Origin of the sequence: Deinococcus sp. QL22, from assembly GCF_023370075.1 — a bacterium.
Taxonomy (GTDB): Bacteria; Deinococcota; Deinococci; order Deinococcales; family Deinococcaceae; genus Deinococcus.
Map to the genome: position 1 here is coordinate 144,407 of NZ_CP097151.1, position 18,330 is coordinate 162,736.

Consider the following 18,330-nt stretch of genomic DNA (forward strand, 5'->3'; position numbering starts at 1 on the left):
GGGTGCACGTCGGGCAGCACATCTGTGGGCTGAAACGCCTACTTGCTCAGCACGCGGAGCAGGTTGGTCCTGTTGAAATTCTCGTAGCCCTTGAGCGTTGAGGAGGTGGCGGCGAAGATCAGCGGCTGCGGCAGCGGGAAGGCGTACGTTTGCGCGTTCAGGTAGGTCAGCAGCGACTTGTAGAGTGGCTTGCGGGCGTTCTGGCCCACGGCGTCACGGGCGGTGTCCAGCATCTTCTCCATTCGGGGATCTTTGATGTTGGTGGCCGCAGCGAGGATGCCGCCGGAGCTGTACAGGCCGCGCAGGTTGGTGTCCGGGTCCGCGCCGCCCCAGGTCAGGGCGCTGAACGGCAACTTGCCGCCCAGCAGCGCGGCGTTGGCGGCGCTCAGTTCCACGGTGCTGATGGTCGCGTGGAATTTGGGGTTGAGCTTCTCGATGTTCTCCTTGAAGATCCCCGCCACCACCTGCGAGATCCCGCTGCCGCCAAAGGTCGACAGCGGCACCGTGAAGCCGGTGGTCCAAAGCTTACCCCCAAAGGCCTGCTTCAACTCGGCCTCGGCGACCTTGAGGTTGTAAGCGGGGGGTTTCAGGGTCTTGTCCTCGGCCCAGTTGTTGGTGGGCAGGGTGGTGTTGCGGGCCAGGCCGAACCCCTGCAAGGCGTCGCGGGTGTAGGTCTTGGTGTCGAAGAGCGCCGCGAAGCCTTTTCGAACATGAATATCGCTGAAGAAGTTGGCGGGGACGTTGTTCTCGGCCAGTTGACCGGCAGGCAGCAACTTGTCGTCTTTGATGTTCTGGTTGAAGAGCACCACGCCGGTCAGGTTCCGGGTCGGCAGATCCTCGTACACTTTCACGCCCGGACTTCCCTTGAGTTTTCCCAGCGTGTCACGGTCAGGAATCACAGCGATATCGGCGTCGCCCTTTTGCAGGGCCAGCACGCGGGCGGTGTCACTGTCCACCTTTTGCAGAATCACGTTTTTCAGTGCCGGGGCGCCGCCCCAGTACTGCGCGAAGCCCCTCAGCACGAACCGGCTGGGATCGCGCGCCACAAACTGGTAGGCCCCGGTGCCGACGGGCTTTTGCGCCAGCACAGAGTTGGACACGTCTTTGCCCAGAAACGCGCCGAAGTCCCTGGCCGTACCGCTCCAGTCGCCGCCCGCCACCAGCGTCTTCATCGGCACGATGTACACCTGCGCAATGGAATCCAGCAGGCTGGGCACATTGCGGTCCAGCGTCAGGACCAGTTGCCCCGCCGCGCTGCACTTCACCATGTTCGACAGCTTGGCGAAGGTATAGGTCTTCTTGACCTCGGGCGTGAAGCCGGGGATGCTCAGCAGGTTGGCACGAATCTGCGCGGCCAGTGAGGTTTCACTGCCGACCAGCAGCGTGCGGCGCACCGAGTACTCGGCATCCGAGCAGGTCATGGTCGAGCCGTCGTGAAACTTGACCCCTTTGCGCAGCGTGAATGTGGTGGTCTTGCCGTCCCTGCTCTGGGTGAAGGTGGTGGCGAGCAGCGGTTCGTACTTGCCGAAGTTGTCGAGGTACAACCCCTCGAACATCTGCTGGACGGGTAATACGTCAAAGGTCGCGACAGCCTGAGCGGGCTCCACGCTGGCCGTGGCCGAGGCGATCTGGTACACCAGGGCGTCTTTGGGCGTGGCCAGCGCGCTTGAAGCGAGAGCCAGGGTCAACGGAACGATGAAACGTTTCATGGGTGAACCTCCAGAGACGGGACAAGACAGAGGGGACGCGGAACAGGGTGGTCGACACTAGGGAAAAGGATCAGGCGGCATCAGCGGTTCCGGGGATCCAGGGCCTCGGCCAGGCTGTCACCCAGCAGGCTCCAGCCCAGGCTGTAGGCGAAGATGCACAGGCCCGGAAAGAGGGTGACGTACCAGTACGCGAAGGGCTCGCCGGGCGGCCCCTGAATCCATTTCTGGGCCAGGGCGATCAGTTGCCCCCAGTCGGCGTAGCCCAGCGGCGTGCCCAGGCCCAGAAAGGACAGCGTTCCGGCCACGATGGGCAGGCTGCCCATTTCCAGCACCACGATGGTGAGCAGCGGCCCGATGGCGTTGGGAAGCACATGCCGCAGGGCGACGCGCGCGCGGCTGGCCCCCAGGCTCTGCGCCGCCGCCGCGAACTCCAGTTCCCGCAGCCGCAACACCTCGGAGCGAACCACGCGCGCCAGCCCCGCCCACGACACCAGGCTCAGGGCGATGATGATGTTCAGCAGCCCCGGCCCCAGCGCGGCCACCAGCACCAGCACCAGCACCAGCGCGGGAAAGGCGAAGATCACGTCGGTCAGGCGCATCAGCAGGTTGTCGACCGCGCCGCCCAGGAAGCCGGCGGTCAGGCCCACCAGCGAGCCGATGGTCACGGTGATGGCCAGCACGGTCAGGCCCAGGAAGATGGCGGTGCGCGTGCCCCACACCAGGCCGTAACGGATGTCGTAGCCGTTTACGCGCCCCAGCGGTGCGTCGGGGGCCGGTGGATTGGGCCGGGCCGCAAAGCCCTCGCGCGGCATCTGGAGGCAAGCACCGGGCGTCGCCACCACCTCGCGCAGGTAGGCCAGCGGGCCGGGCACCGTCTGGGTTCCCTCCATGCCCAGCGCCCGGCGGCAGTTGCCCTGCGGCGGGGCCAGCACCGGGGCGAACAGCGCCACCAGCAGGAACAGGGTCACCAGCACCGCTCCCACACGGGCCAGCCGGTTGTGGCGAAACAGCCTGGCCCCGAAGCCGCCCCTGGCCTTCACATGGGCCGCGCGCACCTCGCCCCCGCTCACGCTGGTCACGCGTACCTCACGCGCGGGTCTATGACTGTATAGGCCAGGTCAATCGCCAGGTTGACGAGCACCACGATGGTCGCCGCCAGCAACGCGAAGCCCAGCACGCCCGGCAGGTCGCCCAGTGCCGCCGCCTGCGCGGCCCAGGCCCCGACGCCGGGATAGCCGAACAGCGTCTCGGCGATCACCGCGCCCTGAAGCAGCCCGGATATACTCAGGCCCGCCAGCGTGATCACCGTCAGCAGGGCGTTGCGCCGCGCGTGCTTGCGGACAATCACCCGCTCGCTGACCCCCTTGGCGCGGGCGGTGCGGATGTAATCGCTGTTCAGGGCCTCCAGCATGGAGGTGCGCGTGCCCTTGATCAGCCCGGCGCTGCCCACCACCATCAGGGTGAAAACCGGCATGATCAGGTGCTTGATGGCGTCCCAGAACACCTCGGGACGGCCACTGAGCAGCGCATCTATGGTGACGAATCCGGTCACCCGTTTGATCTCACCCGTGAGGAAGGAGATGGCGCTGTCGTTACTGAGGTTGCCGGTGCCGGGCAGCAAGTCCAGCGCGCCGTAAAAAATGACCAGCAGCCACACGCCCAGCACGAAACTGGGGGTACTGTAGGCCACCACAGCGATGACCCGGATGACCGCGTCGGCGGCCCGGCCCCGCTGCACGGCGGCTTTCGAGCCGAGCCACACGCTCAGACCGATCAGCGGGATCAGGGTAAACAGCGTCAGTTCCAGGGTGGCGGGAAAGCGCGCCGCCAGCGTGCTGAGCACCGGCTGCCCACTGGTACGCGAGAACCCCAGGTTGCCGCCTAGGGCCTGCCCCAGCCAGCGCCAGTACTGCTCGAAGACGCCCGCGTCCAGGCGGTTGGTCTTGATGATCTCCGGGATGCGCGAAAGCTGCGCCAGATCGGTGGTGTAGGCGGCGGCGCGCTGCTCGGCGGGAATGAGCTGCATCACCAGTACGATCAGGAAGGTCACCGCAAGCAGGATCAGCGGCAAGGCCAGCAGGCGGCGCAGGGTGAAGCTCAGCATGGAGTTCCCGAGTGAGAGGGGGCGCGTGTGAACAAATACTGGCTGCGGCCCAGGTTCACATCGGTCAGCGTGTAGCCGAGGCCGAACAGGGTTGTGATCAGCTCTCTGGCCTTCAGCCGCCAGTCCAGCGCCAGTTCGGGATCGTCGCGCCGCAATCCGGCAAAGTCGCGGGGCACTTCAACGGCCACAGCGTCGGCCAGGTCAGCGGGCCAGCGGTCTTCCAGCGGATGAAGAGCGGGCGTGGTGGGCCAACTCTGAGTCTCTGGCTGCCCGTTCAACTGTTGCTCCACCCGCTCACTGTCCATTTGCCAATGGGCCTCGAAGCGGTCAGAGGGCAGGCCCGCGTTGATGCCGGACATTGCGCCGTAGTAGTCGGGGAGCAGGGTGCGAACCGTGGCCCCCAGACGGTGAATATTCAGGTGGGCGTTGGCGAGCAGCAGGGGATCGAATGTCCAGCGAACCTCATGCACGCCACGCGACAGGCACCAGTCGCGCTGAAATCGTTTCAGGCGCTCGCCCAGGCCCTGCCGCCGCGCCCCCGGATGCACGCCCAGACGGTGCGAATGCTGCACGCCCGCTTCGCTGGTGGGCAGGCCGACCAGATAGGCCTGCAACGCGCCCTGAGCATCAAACGCCCCGGCCACCAGCCCGCCGATATGCTGCACCACATGCAGGAGCACGGCGTCTTCGGGCCGGTCTGTTTCTCCCCAGATGGCCCGTGCCAGCGTGGGCGTCAGGGCCAATTCAGCCAATCCAGACAGCTCCCGCACGTCAACATCCTGCACGGAAAAACGAGCGGGCGGGGTCACGCCGGGCTTCCCACCGTAGGCTGCGACACCGGATCAACGTAAATCTTCAGTTGCGTCAGGGTGTCGAGGAACGGCAGGTCGAGGCGGACGCCCGTGCCGACGCCGCTGGGGACTTTCATGACGCCGCCCGCCGTTTCCAGCGGTTCCTGAATGATGTCGCGTGCCCAGTAACGCGAAGAACTGCTGGTGTCGCCGGGCTTGGTGAAATTGGCGAGGGTCGCCAGATGAATGTTGTGCGCCCGCCCGACGCCGCTCTCGAGCATGCCGCCGCACCACACCGGGGCGCTAAACGCCGCAGCCACATCATGAATCCGCCGGGCTTCGAGGTGGCCGCCCACGCGCCCGACCTTGATATTGATCAGTCGGCAGGCCGCCGTTTCCAGCGCCTTGCGGGCGTCCTGCGCGCTGGTGATGCACTCGTCCAGGCACAGCGGCGTCTGCATCAGCGCCTGCAATTTGGCGTGGTCGCGCATGTCGTCCCAGGCCAGGGGCTGCTCCATATAATCGAGACCGAGGCTGTCCAGTGCCCGCAGCGTATTCAGATCGGCCAGCGAATACGAGGCGTTGGCGTCCACCGTGACCGGCAGGTCGGGCAGGGCCGCCTTGACTGCCCGCACCACCGCCACATCCCAGCCGGGCTCGATCTTGAGTTTGATGCGCTTGTAACCCAGCCCTGCGTGCCGCACCGCGCTGTCTACGGTGGCCTCGACGCTGCTCTGAATCCCCAGTGAAACACCTACTGCAACTTCACCACGCACGCCGCCCAGCGCGGTAGAGAGGGGCAGGCCCAGACTCCGGGTCCACAAGTCCCAGAACGCCATTTCCACCGTCGCCAGCGTCATGCGGTTGCCGCGCAAGTGGGCGAGGTGGGCCATCAGTTGCTCGGGGTTGGCCCAGTCGCGGCCCAGGACGGCAGGCAGCACGGTTTCTTGCAGCAGGGCCAGTGCGCCGCTGATGGTCTCTTCGCGGTACATGGGGCGGGCGTCCATCACACCTTCGGCAACCCCTTCTAGCCCCTCGCCAAACAGCCGCAGCAACAGAAAGGTTTTGTCGGTCATCACGGCAAAGGAGGTTTTGAAGGGGTGCAGCAAAGGCAGCGAAACGACGCGCAGCTCAGCGTGTTCGACCCTCACAGCCGCGTTCCATGTACGACGAAAAGTCGGCAACTGCATTCGCATACGGGGCGTGACATATGGAACTCCTTAGACGCAGCAGGGAACACTGTTGACGGTCAATTGAGGACTTGCACTTGCTTTGTAGGTATCTTTGCAAAACATTACCTGTTTGCAGAATGAATTGCAAGCTGCTGCAACAAGCTCGGTAGCAGTCGCCTCGACCGGGGGCAGGTAGGCGGTTCCGGGGAGCGGGCTGGCTGTGTCAAACGGGCGGTTGGCCGCGTGAGGCTCCACAACGCGTCGTCCGCGTTCTTCCTGACTTACCCGAGGGCGTATTTCCCTCCATTCACCCGAGTCAGGAGGTTAAGTTCTGCTGACTGGCGAGGCCGGAATCTCCGGGGGCGCGGCAGGTCGGATGAGGGAACGCGGCATCTCCGTGCAGGTGGGCGAAATAGCGGCTCTGGAAGGTCGCCAGGGGCATCTGAACGCCCTGACCCTGGAAGGCGGAGCCCGCCTGACACCCGACGCCTTTTTCGTGGTCGGCCCCAAGCTGCCGCGTCACGAATTAGCCGTGCAGTTGGGGCTGGAATTGGCGGCCAAAGGGCATATTCAGACGGCTTGGCACGGTCAGACCAACGTTGCGGGCGTATGGGCCGCAGGCGACGTGCCGCCGCAAACCCAACAGGTCAGTGCGGCGCTGGGGTCGGGCAACATGGCCGCCGTCATGATCGACCAAACCCTGACCCGCCTCGGGTTGCGCACCCGCTTGGCTCAGGCTTCAGCGGTGCCACTGCCTTCGCCTGATTCCCACCCCATCGCCTCCAGGAGCTTCCAATGACCCAGACCCTCTTGACCACTGCCGTTCGCCTTCTGGACGGCGACCTGTTTCCCAGCCTCTCGGCCCCGCTGGTGGGCGGCGTGCTGGAGTTGCCGGGTGCGGCGCAGGGTTACTGGAGCGTGGTGCTGCTGTACCGGGGCGACTGGCGTCCCTTCTGCCGCACTCAGTTCAGCGATTTTCAGAAGCTGGCCGAACAGTACGCTGCCGAGGACGTGCGCGTGTTTGTCCTGTCTGCCGATGCGTCAGAGGCCGCCGAAAAAACGGTGGCGTCATCATTTGACCCTCCCTGTTGGCTATGGTCTGGCACCGACTGAGGTGGCCTGGACACATGGGGCATATACCAGCGCAGACGCGGCGTATCTTCAGGCCAGCGGGTTCGTGCTGTGCCCAGACGGAACCGTGGCCTTGGCCCTGTATTCCAGCGGCGCAGTCGGCCGCCTGAATGCCGCTGATACTCTGGGCTTTGTCCAGTACCTTCGCCGCCGCTAAAGTCAAGATTCCGCCTCGCCTATGTGCCGCAGGAGCCAACCGTGCAAATTCAGGTGCAAGTCAATCAAGTCGGCCCCACCACGTCTGAAGGCGTGGCCCGCTCGCATCACGTGCTGGTCGACCGGCCGCTGGACAAAGGCGGCCACGATCAGGGCATGATGGGCGGCGAACACCTCCTGATCGCGCTCGGCGGCTGCCTGATGAGCAATTTGTTGGCGGCTGCGCAGGCCAGAGAGGCGGATATTCAAGGGGTTCGGTTTGAAATTGTGGGCACATTGGAAAGTGCGCCCAGCCGCTTTGGCGCCATCGACATCCTCGTGCAGGCTCAGGCGGCAGACTCCAAGCTGCTCTCCAAACTCGTAGAGATGGCTGACCGGGCCTGCATTGCGTCCAATACGCTGCGTTCAGCGGTGCAGTTGACCATCCGGGTCGCAGACCAAAGTTTGGCTTCTGCGTAGGACGGCAGAAACCTGACTTCGCTTCCGCACTTAAGCCTGCACGTATTGGTACTCCGTTGACTTCTGGGAAGAAAGTGCCCTACACGTGGTTCTGGGGTATTCAGACGGTGCTGTGACCCTAGCCCAGGCGGGCCAGATACGGAGCCTCGTCCGTTACCCCTTTCAGCAGGCCCACGGAGAACCCCACGTGTTTGGCGCCCACCGGGTCGATCCAGTGCACGGCCAGCGCCCGCTCGGCGTCTTTGGGCAACTTGAGATGGCCGTGGTCGTCGTAGGTCAAGCCGGTCAAGTGTTGATTCCGCAGGGACGCGATGACGTGTTCCATACGGGCGGTGTCCAGCAGGGGCAGCGCCTCACCGCTCCGCAGGGGCGTACTGAAGATCAGGGGGTGATCGCGGGCCACGCTGATGTCTCGGCCGGTGTCCAGCCAGTTCAGGCGCAGCTGCGTCACAAAAATGGCGTGGCTGTTGAGGTTGATCAGCACGATCCGGGTCAACCGCCGGTACAGATCCACGCCCAAGGGATCATCCAGCACCAGTTTTTCGCCCAGCACCAAGACGCCGTCATGCAGCGCCAGTTCGTCGAATTGAGCGGTCATACCCCAGCCTACCGCGCCGGCTGCCTGAGCGCCCTGGCCCCCGTCTACGAACTCGCGCAGTCCGGCTATGCCCTTGCCTGGAGCGGGCAGGCGTGTTCCTGTTCGACTATCACGGCAGGCCCCACTGGTTTGCTACCGACGGCGACAGCGCCATGCTCACGCCCGCCCGGCTGGACACCCTGCAAGAATGCCGGGCGGGGAACGTGTTGCCCCTTGCCCGGCTGAAAGTTTATGCCTTCACGGTGCGCGCATCGTCAGGTGCCGCAGAACGTGCGGTAGCAGGCTGTCACCTCCGCGCCGGCCGGTTCGGTGTACTCGGCCTGATCCTGGGTCTCGTCGTAGGGCCGGTGAAGGGCAGTCAGCAGGCGCCTGAATGGGGCGAGATCTTCTTTTTCGGAGGCCGCTGACAACGCTTCCTCAACCCGGTGATTGCGCGGGATAACTGCCGGGTTGACGCGGCGCATGCGCTCGGCCCGTTCGCTCCATTCTGGAGCAGACCCTTCGCTCTCGCCGCGCGATCGCCAGCGGGCGAGCCATGCGCTGGGTGCCTGTGGTTGGGGGAAGAGCGAGCGAAGCGGCATTTCGTCGCCGCCTGCCGCATCTGCAAGCCGGCGCCACCCGAGGGTGAAGTCCACTCCATGTTGATGCAGCAGTGTCAACCAGTCAGCTGCCAGCGCACGGTCGGGCTCATCGTCGCCACCTTGCAGGCCCAGCTTCTCTCTCTGGCCTTTCAAAAGCGCAGCGGCATACCACTCTGGGAATGCATCGATCACCTCGGTCGCTTGGCCGATGGCTTTCGGTACGGCGCCCCCGCTCTTCTCTCCGGCGATGAGCGGCAGCAGGGTCTCAGCCAGACGTGCAAGGCTCCAGCGCGCAATCAGTGGCTGGTTGCTGTAGGCGTAGCGCCCACCCTGGTCAATGGAGCTGAAAACCGCGTCTGGATCGTATGCTTCCATGAAGGCACACGGCCCGTAGTCGATCGTCTCGCCGGAAATCGTCACGTTGTCGGTATTCATCACGCCGTGAATGAAGCCAACATTCATCCATTGAGCAATGAGGGCCGCTTGCCGCTGTGCCACACGCTGTAGCAGGGCAAGATACCGGTCGGTTGTACCGACGAGATCTGGGTCATGCCGGGCAATGGCGTAGTCAGCGAGCTGCCGGACCCGTTCTGTTTCGCTGCGAGCGCTGAAGAATTCGAATGTGCCCACGCGCAGATGGCTCGCCGCCACGCGAGTAAGAACGGCACCAGGCAGGGGCTGCTGGCGGTAGACCGGCTCGCCCGTACCCGCCACGGCGAGTGCACGTGTGGTCGGGATTCCGAGCGCATGCATGGCTTCGGCGATCAGTACCTCACGTAACATGGGTCCAGTGGCCGCCTTGCCGTCGCCACCTCTCGAGAACGGTGTGCGGCCTGATCCCTTAAGCATGATGTCGCGGCGGCGTCCGAGCTGGTCGATGACCTCTCCCAACAGCACGGCGCGCCCGTCGCCGAGTTGAGGCGAGAACGCGCCGAACTGGTGGCCAGCATAGGCTTGGGCGAGCGGTTCGGCCCCCTCAGGAACTTGGTTGCCGGCAAAGATGGCGGCGCCTTCGGATCCGTCCAGCACTTCGGGATCCAGTCCCAGCTCGAGTGCCAGTTCCCGGTTGAAAAACAGCAAGCTCGGTGAAGGAACGGAAGCTGGCTGCCAGGGCGCGTAGAAGCCCCGCAACTCCCGCGCGTAGGTGTTGTCGAATCGGAACATGGACGCAGACATGTTAAACAGTCTGACAGCTGCCCACTGCCTTGCCGAACTCAGCTCACAGTCCCAATTGGTTCTATTAAGTATATGCTTGCTAAGCTTTGAGGAATGACTCCTCCAGCCCGACATCTGTCGCTGAGTTCCGAAGAAGACGTGGCCCTGCGCAGGCTAGAACTGGGCGCTGGGATCAACGTGAAAGTTCGTTTGCGAGCGAGCATTGTCCGTCTGAACGCCAGTGGAATGACCGTGCCGCGCCTGGCACAGCATTTCGGGCGCAACCCACAAAGCGTTCACAACGATCTGGATCGCTATGAACAGCAGGGAATCCCTGGATTGATGGACGGCCGGTCTTCGGGGCCGCGGCGCCGGATCACTCCAGAACTGGATCAGTATCTTCAGGAGCGACTGGCGGAGCAACGGCTCTGGAACAGCGACCTCCTCGCCGAAGCGCTCCAAGAGCGCTTCGGGATCACGGTCAGTCGAGACGCGGTTCGCGTTCGACTGTTGGCCTTGGGCTATTCGTGGAAGCGGGGACGCTACGCCCCGGGTCAGGTGCCTGACCCGGATGTCATTCATGAGCATCAGGCGTCGATTGAGACCCTAAAAAAGGGGCACTGGACGGCAAACTCACCCTCAAGTTTTTAGACCAGACCGGTCTGTCGCTGATGCTGTCGGTCGGCAACTCTTGGTTCCCACGCGGTTCCGGACGGCAGTTCAAAGTCCCCACGCGCTGGGGATCTCAAGGACGACTCAACTTGATCGGTACGCTCGCCGTGGACGCCCAAGGTGAGCACTTGGCGGTGCGACAGTTGACAGCGTCCTGCACGCAAGATGATGTCACCGCGTATCTCGACACCCTCGCTGAACAGTCTGACGACGCGCAGCGTCGTTCAGGCACAGCACGGTTGACGGTCGTGATTTTAGACAACGCCTCGTTCCATCGCGGTAAAGCGATTCGAGCACGAGAGCCGATTTGGGCGGCCAAAGGGATGCTCCTCCGATATCTCCCGCCGTACTGCCCCATGCTCAATCGCATTGAAACGACCTGGCGCAAGTTGAAAGGATTTCTAATGCCTCGGCGCTGTTACGACACTGTCAGTGAACTCCAAGCAGCCTTGTTGATCGCCCTTCAGGCCCTTGGAGCCACTGTGATCTAAAACTTAACAAGGATATACTTAGGTTAGTTATCCAGCGTCTCATGTCACTTAATTTCTGTATGCTTGATACTAAAACGCAAAATGAAATTTAGCGAAAGACAGAATCCTGAGCAGTGAGGGGATGATTTCTTGATCGCTCATGACTTTGTCCTGACCAAGCTGATGTTTCATATGACTTTTGTTTAACCTGACGGAACCGTCTCATGCCGTCAAAGGTTGGATTCATCTCCTTCAGCTAAGTACGACGCATTTAACATGTAGATTTAAGTATGGCCCGTCCTGCCCGCCGCATTGACATTTCTGAAGACGCTGATGAGCTGCTTCGGGAACTTGAGACCAGTCCATCTACCCACCCAAAGGTTCGACTGCGGGCGAGCATCCTCCGGCTTCATCGACAGGGCTGGAGCATTCCCCAGCTCTCCACGCATTTCGGCCGAAATCATCAGGCCATTCACCACGACTTCACCCGTTTCGAAGAGCGCGGCATTCCCGGATTATTGATAACGGCCAAAGTCTGAGTCGGTTTTCGGCATCAAGTGAACGTGCTAGACATAGTCTAAGAATTTGGAAAAGCTTGGGACTAACGTGAATTTACGCCATCATCAATAAGGTGCATGATATCAGGTAACGGAAAACTCCTGGGTTAGACTACCTCAGCCCCGTTAAATCAACACGACCCTTAGTTTAGATCAGTGAGCTACTAATGAAATTCAAGTTTTCAGATTCTGTACCAGCGCACGCAACTTGTAGCGAGCCATGGTGAGATTGGACTGCTCTTTATGCAATACCACGTACACAAACAGTTTTTGACCGGGAACAGGATAAATAATATGGTACTGATGCTCTAAGGTCATAAATATGTCTTCAATAGCGCCAGGAGTGCCAAGGGACTCCATAGTCCGCATCTTGGCACATAACACTTCTGTATCACCCGCTGCGGCGATGTCTAAATTTACACCACTACCAACTACTGCTAGAGCCACTCCACTCTGATAATCCACGAGAGCCGCAGTGACAACGCCATCAACAGTCTGTGAAATGCTATTCAACACCTCTTTGACATGGAATGCATCAATATCCATAAACGTTGTGAGAAATTTGGGGTCTGAAATGGAGCCGGAAGGCTTTTTTACCACTGGACGGGGGGAAAGAGAGTTTACCGCCCGCAATGCTAGCGGGCTCATGGGGGTTCTTTGCGGCTCCTTATTTTCCTCAGAAGGCACATTCTCGTCAGCAGAATCATCCAGGATAAAATCCTCTGGAATAATTGATCCAGACTTAGCTGTTTCATCTCGACGTTTCATGGCTTCCATCAGAAGATTTGCAAGCGGTTGCTTGATGACATCGATTTCATTGCGGTAGGATCGCTCTAAAGTAATAGAGACGTTATCCCATCTCAGAATTTCTAAAAGTGCCATTTCTCCATAGGATTGATGGTTATGGACATAAGCATCTACCAAGTGCCCCCGGTTTAGATGGAGGCGTCCCCAATTTTTTTCCGACTCCACTCGAACAGCCATGCTCTTGGCTTCCCATTCCAGCATCTGAAGCAGACTGGGCAGGGAAAGGCCCCGAAGAGAACCATAACTGAGATGTTCAACTTCGTAAGCGATTGCCGAACATAACTGGTGGGGATTGGGCGAAGATATTGACATATCACCATATTGTAGGAACAGTGGTTTTAATTCCTCGTGGCAATAAAAGGTTGCTGCTAGAAACGATGCCATAGGCCAAGTGTCTCGAGCATGTACAAAAAGAGGATGCTCTCCTTGGACAATCTCCGTAAGTTCGAGAACAATCAAGTCAGGGTGTGGTAGAGGAAGCAGATGAATAGCATCGTTAATAGTGTTACAGGCAACAATGTGCCACTTCGCTGCTTCGGGAACATAACGTCTCAGTTCCTGTTTGAGCAGACTCGCATTTCGCAGGACTAGAAACACGTTGATTACACGATTATCATTGCTTAGTGTCACCTTGTTTTCACCCGTCCTTTGCCTATCAGCACATTTCCTCTACGATGTCATTATCGAAAGTTACGCTTAATGATTTATTCTGATTAATATCACATCTCCCGAAAGTCATGGTTCATTCAGAAGTCGACAACTTCACTTTTTGATTGTCCCAGTAAGGTAAAAGGGCTAGGGTCGGGCCCCCGTGCCCTACCAGCACGTGGATGGCGTCTGCAAAACGGTGGAGCAATCCAGGGAAGCCAGTACGCTCAACTCTGCTTCATGGGCTCGGGTCAACAACCATCAGCACGACCCATCCCGGAAGACCTCAGCTGAAGGTCTGGAACAACTGACGTGTTGATCCCCTCGGTTTTTGCCCCACGGAAGCCGCCATATCAACGAGGAGCCAGGGCAGCGGGCACCGTTCACGCCTGCACGACGTCCACCCACGTTCCTATAGTCGACGAGCGCTCCCATGCCTGCAGGACGGCCTGGATCCGGACCCCCATGCTGAAGTCGACCAGGTTGCCGGGTCCGCCACGCACACGGCTCACGAGCGCCTGCACCAGTCGTGCCCCTGCAGGCACCTGCGTTCTCTCGACCGGCACGGGTTCAAGCGGCGCCTGACCCACGGCGGCCACCGGCACCGCCCAGTTCACCAGGCCGGCCGTGCCACTCGATCCATACACGGTCAAACTGACCTGTTCAGGACGCGGCACGTTCGTCAGGCACGACACGACTACCAGGAGCCCACTGGCAAGCTCAAGCGTGCCGAGCGCGGCGGTTTCACACGCGACGGCGTCGTCCGCGGGGTACTCGGTGTGCGCCCACACCCGCGTGATCGGTCCGAGCGTGGTCAGGATGACGTGCAACAGGTGCGGGCCCACTTCGCGGATTGGTCCGCCCTGTTCCCGCCCACCGATCCAGGGATTGTGCTGCCACCCTCGCGGCCACTGCGGAAACACCAGCGTTAACTCGGCGCGGCGCAGTGTCCCGAGACGGCCATCCTCGACGAGCCGGTGAAACGTCTCGATCCCCGGATCGGCGTGGAGGGGCAGGTTCAACGCGTGAACGACGCCCGCCGCCTGCACCGCACGCTGCATGTCCTGCGCTTCGCTCAGCGTCAGCGCCAGGGGTTTCTCACAGAGGAGATGCCGACCCGCTGTGATGACATCCAGGGCGATGTCGTGATGGTGCCGCGGCGGGACCGCCACATACACGAGATCCAGCTCGACCTCATCGAGCATCTGGCGGTGGTCTGTCCAGGCCAAGGCCGTCAGTGGGCGGGCGGTCGTTTCAGCGAGAGAGGCATCCAGATCGCATACGGCTGCCACCTGCACGTCGGGGTGCGTCGTGAACGCCTTCAGCAGGCTCTGACCGATGGCGCCAAGGCCAATCACGCCGACTCGAACAGAACTGGTCATCTGGTTCTCCTTTCGTTCCGGGAACGCCCCTTCCCCTTCACGGTCTTGCTCCACGGTTTGGGCATCTGTCAGGGGTTCTGGGCCCACACGGCACGTTGTCCGCACAGGTTGACCCATTTTATTCTGACGGATGACGCCCTTCTTCCGGCCGCGTTGCCAGTTCCCTCTCGAACGTTTCGGTCAGGTGATCCCACCCTAAATGATGTGGTCTACCGTCCATCACCGGCCTTTCACCCCAGTCTTTATCGTCTACTGCGCCAATAGACCCTGCAACGGAGCGATGAGCTGCTCAAGGGCTGGCCTCGATGACGCTCCGCTGGGCGGAGTTGCCAGCAGTTGATCCAGTGAAAGTGCTGCGGAACGTCGCTGATCCTCGTACGGATACGTGTACACGCTCAAGGTAAAGGCCACATCTGCGTGGCCCAAGCGATCACTGACCACTTTGGCCGAGATGCCTTGCCGGATCAGCAGGCTGGCTGACGTATGCCGGATGTCGTGAAAGCGAATCCGGGGCACGCCCGCCTCTTAAGAAGTGTTCTGGACGACGAGGTGTCCCTGATGTGTTCCAGACGTTGTCCTCCCGACGATTCAGCATGCAGGGATCTGCTCAGGTTTCGATAGCGTCCTTATGGGTAGGACTGGCCACTTGGCCTCTTGCTCCGCCTGACCTTTGGCCCCGTCCATATGAGGAGGCTTGGGGATGTTCTGCCGAACAGACAGTCGCGAGCATTCCTCAACTTGGAACGCTCAGGAGCTTCATAAATGCGGTGAAGGTGCCAAGGGCGTGCCCATGGCGTTCAAACAGCATCTCCGGGTGCCACTGCACCCCGAGAAGTCCGTCACCCTCCAGGCCTTCCACGACCCCGTCAGGTGCAGTTGCCGTGACTTGCAACGTCGGCGCCACCAGATCCACGCCCTGGTGGTGGTAGGAGTTCAGGAACGCGCTCCTCCCATGGACGCGCTCCAAAAGACTCCCTGGAGAAAAAGCGATCTCGTGGCCAAGGATGGGAGGTCGCGCGACCTGGGCATGATCTACCCAGACCCCGGGCACGTCAGGCAGGTGTTGATGAAGTGTGCCGCCTTCAAACACGTTCAGCAGCTGCATCCCCCGGCAAATCCCCAGGACAGGTTTGCCCAGCGCCCTGGCGGCCTGGTAGAGGGTGAGTTCAAAAGCGTCGCGTTCCTCGTCCACCTCGCCCAGGCCGCGCCTGGGCACCTGCCCGTAGTGACGGGGATGGGCATCGACCCCGCCGGTCAGCAAGACGGCGTCTACCCGCCGGGCATACTCGGCTGCCGACTCCACCAGGTTGGGCAGCAGGACAGGCAGGCCCCCCACGAGTTGCACGGCTTCGGCATAGCGGCGTGGCGTGCCATTCACGCCCCGCGATAACGCGTCGGAAGACTGCGAAGTGCTCAGGCCAATCAGGGGGCGAACAGGCATATCTGACAGCATACAAACTCCACCTTCAGGAGAGCAAAAAGGCCAGGTGGGTTTTCAGCCCTCGTCGTTCAAGCGCAGCCCAGGAGCCGTGGGCCGACAGGGAGGGCAGGGATCCGAGACCTCCGAGGTGGCTCTTCAGCCTTCCGTGAAAGCGTCAGCTGGAACGGAGAGTCAGCACCATCAGCGGCTCTGGAGCACCCTCGGGTTGAAGAGCCACGAGGCGGCGTTCCCATCCGCGGCGGGCAGATCCCCTCCTCGCAGAGTTCACCGGCAAGAACATCTACACTGCCCAGAACGTGGACAAATCCCGACGCGCCGAACCTATGAACGACTCCCTGTTCGTCCCTGCTGGTTCCATCGTGCGGCGCATCTGGGGAGATGCGGATCTCGTGCTCCTTGTCTTCGCGGGGGCTGCGTCCGAGTTCGCGCTCAACCGTGCAGTCGACTGGCTGTTCTTCACCGGGAAAATTCCTCAGGATCCCCTGGGGCGGCTGTTCTCTACCGCAGCCTACGCCCAGCAGATCGTGATGGCCGATCAGGCGGGAGCGGAGCGAACCCTGGCACGGATCAGGGCGGCGCATGGGGCCGTTGAGGGAGCACGGGGGGCGCGTATTCCCGACTGGGCCCACCGGGACGTGCTGTACCTGTTGGTGGCCTACTCGGAAGCAGCTTACGAAACGCTCCACCCTCCGCTGACCCTGCTGGAGCGTGAGGAATTGTGGAGCGTGTTCCGGCGCGTAGGCCTTGGCCTGGGCATTCCAGAGTTGCCGGTCAATTACGCCGGGTGGCAGGAGGATCGCGAGCGGCACCTGCAGAGGGATCTGGCTTGTGGGGCGCACACCAGGGCCCTGTACGCCGCTTACCGCCAGCATCTCGGCCCCTGGCGCTACCTCCTGCTGCGGCAGGTGCAGGGGGTGCTGGTGCCTGGGCACGTCCGCGCCCTGCTCGGCCTTCCCAAGACGCCCTGGCTGCGGGGTCTCCTCCCCCTCTATCCCCTCGCCACGCGGCTTGGACTCCGCGCGACCCTCCGGCGAACCCTCATCCCCCCCGCCCACCTTGCCTCCGTTCAAAACCTCGACCTGGCCTCGCCATAACCGCCGAATCTGCGACTCAGTCGCTGAAAACGGTCGAGAATCTAGGCTAGGAAGGCATCTCGGCCTGCCTGATCGGAAGTCGAAGCTGCCTCCGCCCTTTCTCTGTTATGGCGAGATCAGCGTGCTCTGCTCTGCCTCCTCGACCATGTTTGACCGGGAGGTCGAGACACTGGTTAGCGTGAGTGCCGCCACGGCCAGCGCCACCTTTACCCTGGCCTGCCGGGATCGGGCGACCTTCGACAGCCGCGTCTGGAGTGGCGTGACTGAGCAGGATGTCGTTGACTGTTCCCACTGGCATCAATCAGACGCCACATGCTGCGCTCCGAACGGCTGAGCGTACTGGACGGTTGATCAGGAAGGAGCCAGTATGGCCGAGGCGACCCCCACGCCCGAAGGCCAATCACTTTACACCATAGCCGCGAGCGCTGATTCAACCGCCCTTGCTGGCCCGAATTTTAAGTTTTTCAGTATGCCATCAACAGAAAGTGCTGGACGGCGCCACACTGTGGGCACTCCAGACCGTTCACCTATCATGCTCAGAAATCCACAACCACCACGGCAGAAAAGTTGACAGAAGCAGTGTCAATCGCGTATTATTAGGATCCTGCGCGGTCGACTCCGCTGCACAAGTCAACGAATCTCCCTTGCGATGCACGTCTTCGTAAGCTCGAATGTCCACCCTTATCTTCGTAGCGTCTGCAGAAATTGACTGTAGACCGTGGCCTGACTGGCCAGACAGCGCTCTCCAGTGTACGGCGACCGCGCCCTGAGATCGCACGCTTTGTTTTTGAGTTGTTGAGGACGTCAGGACTGTTGCGGCTCTTTTGTTCTCCTGGCCGCCTTTCCCGTCACGTCGCGCCTTGCCACCTCCGGCCTGCCAGGTTTAGATCCTCGGTTGGGCAGAGCAGCGGCAGACGTCGAACCAGAACACGAGACAGAACGGCACTCCGCTGTTCTTTTAGCACACTGTCTTTTCACCTGCCTGAGGGGTAACTCCTCAGTCCATTTTACAAGGATCACCGATGACCCACATGCCATATCCGTCAGAGATGTCTGCTGATGTGCATGCCGTGGTGACAGCCGCCCAGGAACTCCGTGCTGCAAAACAATTCTTGCAAAGCGGACATCTCATCAAGGGTGTCCAGAGGCACGAACGCGCCAAACGAGAGCTGTACCAGGCAAGCCATACCCTCATGACCAGCGGTGCTGATCAATCGGGATTTCAGAACCTCAAGCAGGCCGAACCCTTCACTACATTCCTCCAGGCCCTCGTTGACTTCCGCGGCGCCTACGAACAACGCCGCGCAAACAGCACGGACAGTCAGGCCGCAAGCGCCCTGGTGAACGCCATAAAAAACGTGATTAGCGAACTAGATCACGTCGAGGGAAGTCTGAATTGACCC

At 61.3% G+C, this 18,330-nt stretch carries 21 protein-coding genes; 10 read left to right on the forward strand and 11 right to left on the reverse strand.

Annotated features, from left to right (window positions below):
• Positions 1-38: 38 nt before the first annotated feature.
• The 5 genes from M1R55_RS20075 to menC all read right to left on the reverse strand — a co-directional run bounded on the left by M1R55_RS20075 (position 39) and on the right by menC (position 5,755).
• A complete protein-coding gene (locus M1R55_RS20075; protein ID WP_249395196.1) occupies positions 39-1,709 on the reverse strand; it encodes an ABC transporter substrate-binding protein in 1,671 nt (556 codons plus the stop codon).
• A gap of 80 nt (positions 1,710-1,789) precedes the next feature.
• A complete protein-coding gene (locus M1R55_RS20080; protein ID WP_249395197.1) occupies positions 1,790-2,788 on the reverse strand; it encodes an ABC transporter permease in 999 nt (332 codons plus the stop codon).
• Positions 2,785-3,813, reverse strand: a complete 1,029-nt coding sequence (locus M1R55_RS20085; RefSeq protein ID WP_249395198.1) for an ABC transporter permease — start codon at positions 3,811-3,813, stop codon at positions 2,785-2,787. Before M1R55_RS20085 ends, M1R55_RS20080 begins: the two co-directional genes overlap by 4 nt.
• Positions 3,807-4,622 carry a GNAT family N-acetyltransferase gene (locus tag M1R55_RS20090; protein ID WP_249395199.1) on the reverse strand — a complete coding sequence of 272 codons (816 nt, stop codon included), beginning with the start codon at positions 4,620-4,622 and terminating at the stop codon, positions 3,807-3,809. Before M1R55_RS20090 ends, M1R55_RS20085 begins: the two co-directional genes overlap by 7 nt.
• Positions 4,619-5,755, reverse strand: a complete 1,137-nt coding sequence (gene menC, locus M1R55_RS20095) for an o-succinylbenzoate synthase (protein ID WP_249395200.1) — start codon at positions 5,753-5,755, stop codon at positions 4,619-4,621. Before menC ends, M1R55_RS20090 begins: the two co-directional genes overlap by 4 nt.
• 373 nt (positions 5,756-6,128) lie before the next feature.
• Here menC and M1R55_RS20100 point away from each other — a divergent pair, with 373 nt between their 5' ends.
• Genes M1R55_RS20100 through M1R55_RS20115 form a run of 4 tightly spaced genes read left to right on the forward strand, consistent with a single transcriptional unit; the run spans position 6,129 to position 7,522 of the window.
• Positions 6,129-6,575, forward strand: coding sequence for an FAD-dependent oxidoreductase (locus M1R55_RS20100; RefSeq protein WP_256566043.1), 447 nt, complete (start codon positions 6,129-6,131; stop codon positions 6,573-6,575).
• On the forward strand, positions 6,572-6,889 hold the full coding sequence (locus M1R55_RS20105) for a redoxin domain-containing protein (RefSeq protein WP_249395202.1): 318 nt from the start codon (positions 6,572-6,574) through the stop codon (positions 6,887-6,889). Before M1R55_RS20100 ends, M1R55_RS20105 begins: the two co-directional genes overlap by 4 nt.
• A complete protein-coding gene (locus M1R55_RS20110) occupies positions 6,852-7,064 on the forward strand; it encodes a hypothetical protein (RefSeq protein WP_249395203.1) in 213 nt (70 codons plus the stop codon). The genes M1R55_RS20105 and M1R55_RS20110 overlap by 38 nt, the downstream gene beginning before the upstream one ends.
• Positions 7,065-7,105: 41 nt before the next feature.
• A complete protein-coding gene (locus M1R55_RS20115) occupies positions 7,106-7,522 on the forward strand; it encodes an OsmC family protein (RefSeq protein WP_249395204.1) in 417 nt (138 codons plus the stop codon).
• A gap of 118 nt (positions 7,523-7,640) precedes the next feature.
• Here the strand turns inward: M1R55_RS20115 and M1R55_RS20120 are convergent, their stop codons facing one another.
• Positions 7,641-8,120, reverse strand: coding sequence for a hypothetical protein (locus M1R55_RS20120; protein WP_249395205.1), 480 nt, complete (start codon positions 8,118-8,120; stop codon positions 7,641-7,643).
• A gap of 254 nt (positions 8,121-8,374) precedes the next feature.
• On the reverse strand, positions 8,375-9,877 hold the full coding sequence (locus tag M1R55_RS20125; RefSeq protein WP_249395206.1) for a YdiU family protein: 1,503 nt from the start codon (positions 9,875-9,877) through the stop codon (positions 8,375-8,377).
• 93 nt (positions 9,878-9,970) lie between these two features.
• Here M1R55_RS20125 and M1R55_RS20130 point away from each other — a divergent pair, with 93 nt between their 5' ends.
• The 3 genes from M1R55_RS20130 to M1R55_RS20140 all read left to right on the forward strand — a co-directional run bounded on the left by M1R55_RS20130 (position 9,971) and on the right by M1R55_RS20140 (position 11,537).
• Positions 9,971-10,507, forward strand: coding sequence for a helix-turn-helix domain-containing protein (locus M1R55_RS20130; RefSeq protein ID WP_249395207.1), 537 nt, complete (start codon positions 9,971-9,973; stop codon positions 10,505-10,507).
• 20 nt (positions 10,508-10,527) lie between these two features.
• Positions 10,528-11,019 carry a transposase gene (locus M1R55_RS20135; protein WP_249395208.1) on the forward strand — a complete coding sequence of 164 codons (492 nt, stop codon included), beginning with the start codon at positions 10,528-10,530 and terminating at the stop codon, positions 11,017-11,019.
• Between the two features lie 269 nt (positions 11,020-11,288).
• On the forward strand, positions 11,289-11,537 hold the full coding sequence (locus tag M1R55_RS20140; RefSeq protein ID WP_249395209.1) for a helix-turn-helix domain-containing protein: 249 nt from the start codon (positions 11,289-11,291) through the stop codon (positions 11,535-11,537).
• A gap of 192 nt (positions 11,538-11,729) precedes the next feature.
• Here M1R55_RS20140 and M1R55_RS32270 read toward each other — a convergent pair whose 3' ends face one another.
• The 4 genes from M1R55_RS32270 to M1R55_RS20165 form a co-directional block, all read right to left on the reverse strand.
• Positions 11,730-12,992: a DUF4388 domain-containing protein gene (locus M1R55_RS32270; protein ID WP_371827263.1), complete on the reverse strand. Its 1,263-nt coding sequence runs from the start codon at positions 12,990-12,992 to the stop codon at positions 11,730-11,732.
• A gap of 401 nt (positions 12,993-13,393) precedes the next feature.
• Positions 13,394-14,392 carry a Gfo/Idh/MocA family protein gene (locus M1R55_RS20155; protein ID WP_249395210.1) on the reverse strand — a complete coding sequence of 333 codons (999 nt, stop codon included), beginning with the start codon at positions 14,390-14,392 and terminating at the stop codon, positions 13,394-13,396.
• Positions 14,393-14,641: 249 nt separating this feature from the next.
• Positions 14,642-14,908 (reverse strand): tyrosine-type recombinase/integrase, encoded by a 267-nt coding sequence (locus tag M1R55_RS20160; protein ID WP_249395211.1) that lies wholly within the window; start codon positions 14,906-14,908, stop codon positions 14,642-14,644.
• Positions 14,909-15,125: 217 nt separating this feature from the next.
• On the reverse strand, positions 15,126-15,833 hold the full coding sequence (locus M1R55_RS20165; protein ID WP_249395212.1) for a gamma-glutamyl-gamma-aminobutyrate hydrolase family protein: 708 nt from the start codon (positions 15,831-15,833) through the stop codon (positions 15,126-15,128).
• 296 nt (positions 15,834-16,129) lie between these two features.
• Between M1R55_RS20165 and M1R55_RS20170 the strand changes: the two genes are divergently transcribed.
• The 3 genes from M1R55_RS20170 (at position 16,130) to M1R55_RS20180 (ending at position 18,327) form a co-directional block, all read left to right on the forward strand.
• On the forward strand, positions 16,130-16,927 hold the full coding sequence (locus M1R55_RS20170; RefSeq protein ID WP_371827264.1) for an oxygenase MpaB family protein: 798 nt from the start codon (positions 16,130-16,132) through the stop codon (positions 16,925-16,927).
• Between the two features lie 178 nt (positions 16,928-17,105).
• Positions 17,106-17,261: a hypothetical protein gene (locus M1R55_RS20175; protein WP_249395213.1), complete on the forward strand. Its 156-nt coding sequence runs from the start codon at positions 17,106-17,108 to the stop codon at positions 17,259-17,261.
• 715 nt (positions 17,262-17,976) lie between these two features.
• Positions 17,977-18,327, forward strand: a complete 351-nt coding sequence (locus M1R55_RS20180; RefSeq protein ID WP_249395214.1) for a hypothetical protein — start codon at positions 17,977-17,979, stop codon at positions 18,325-18,327.
• Positions 18,328-18,330: the final 3 nt, after the last annotated feature.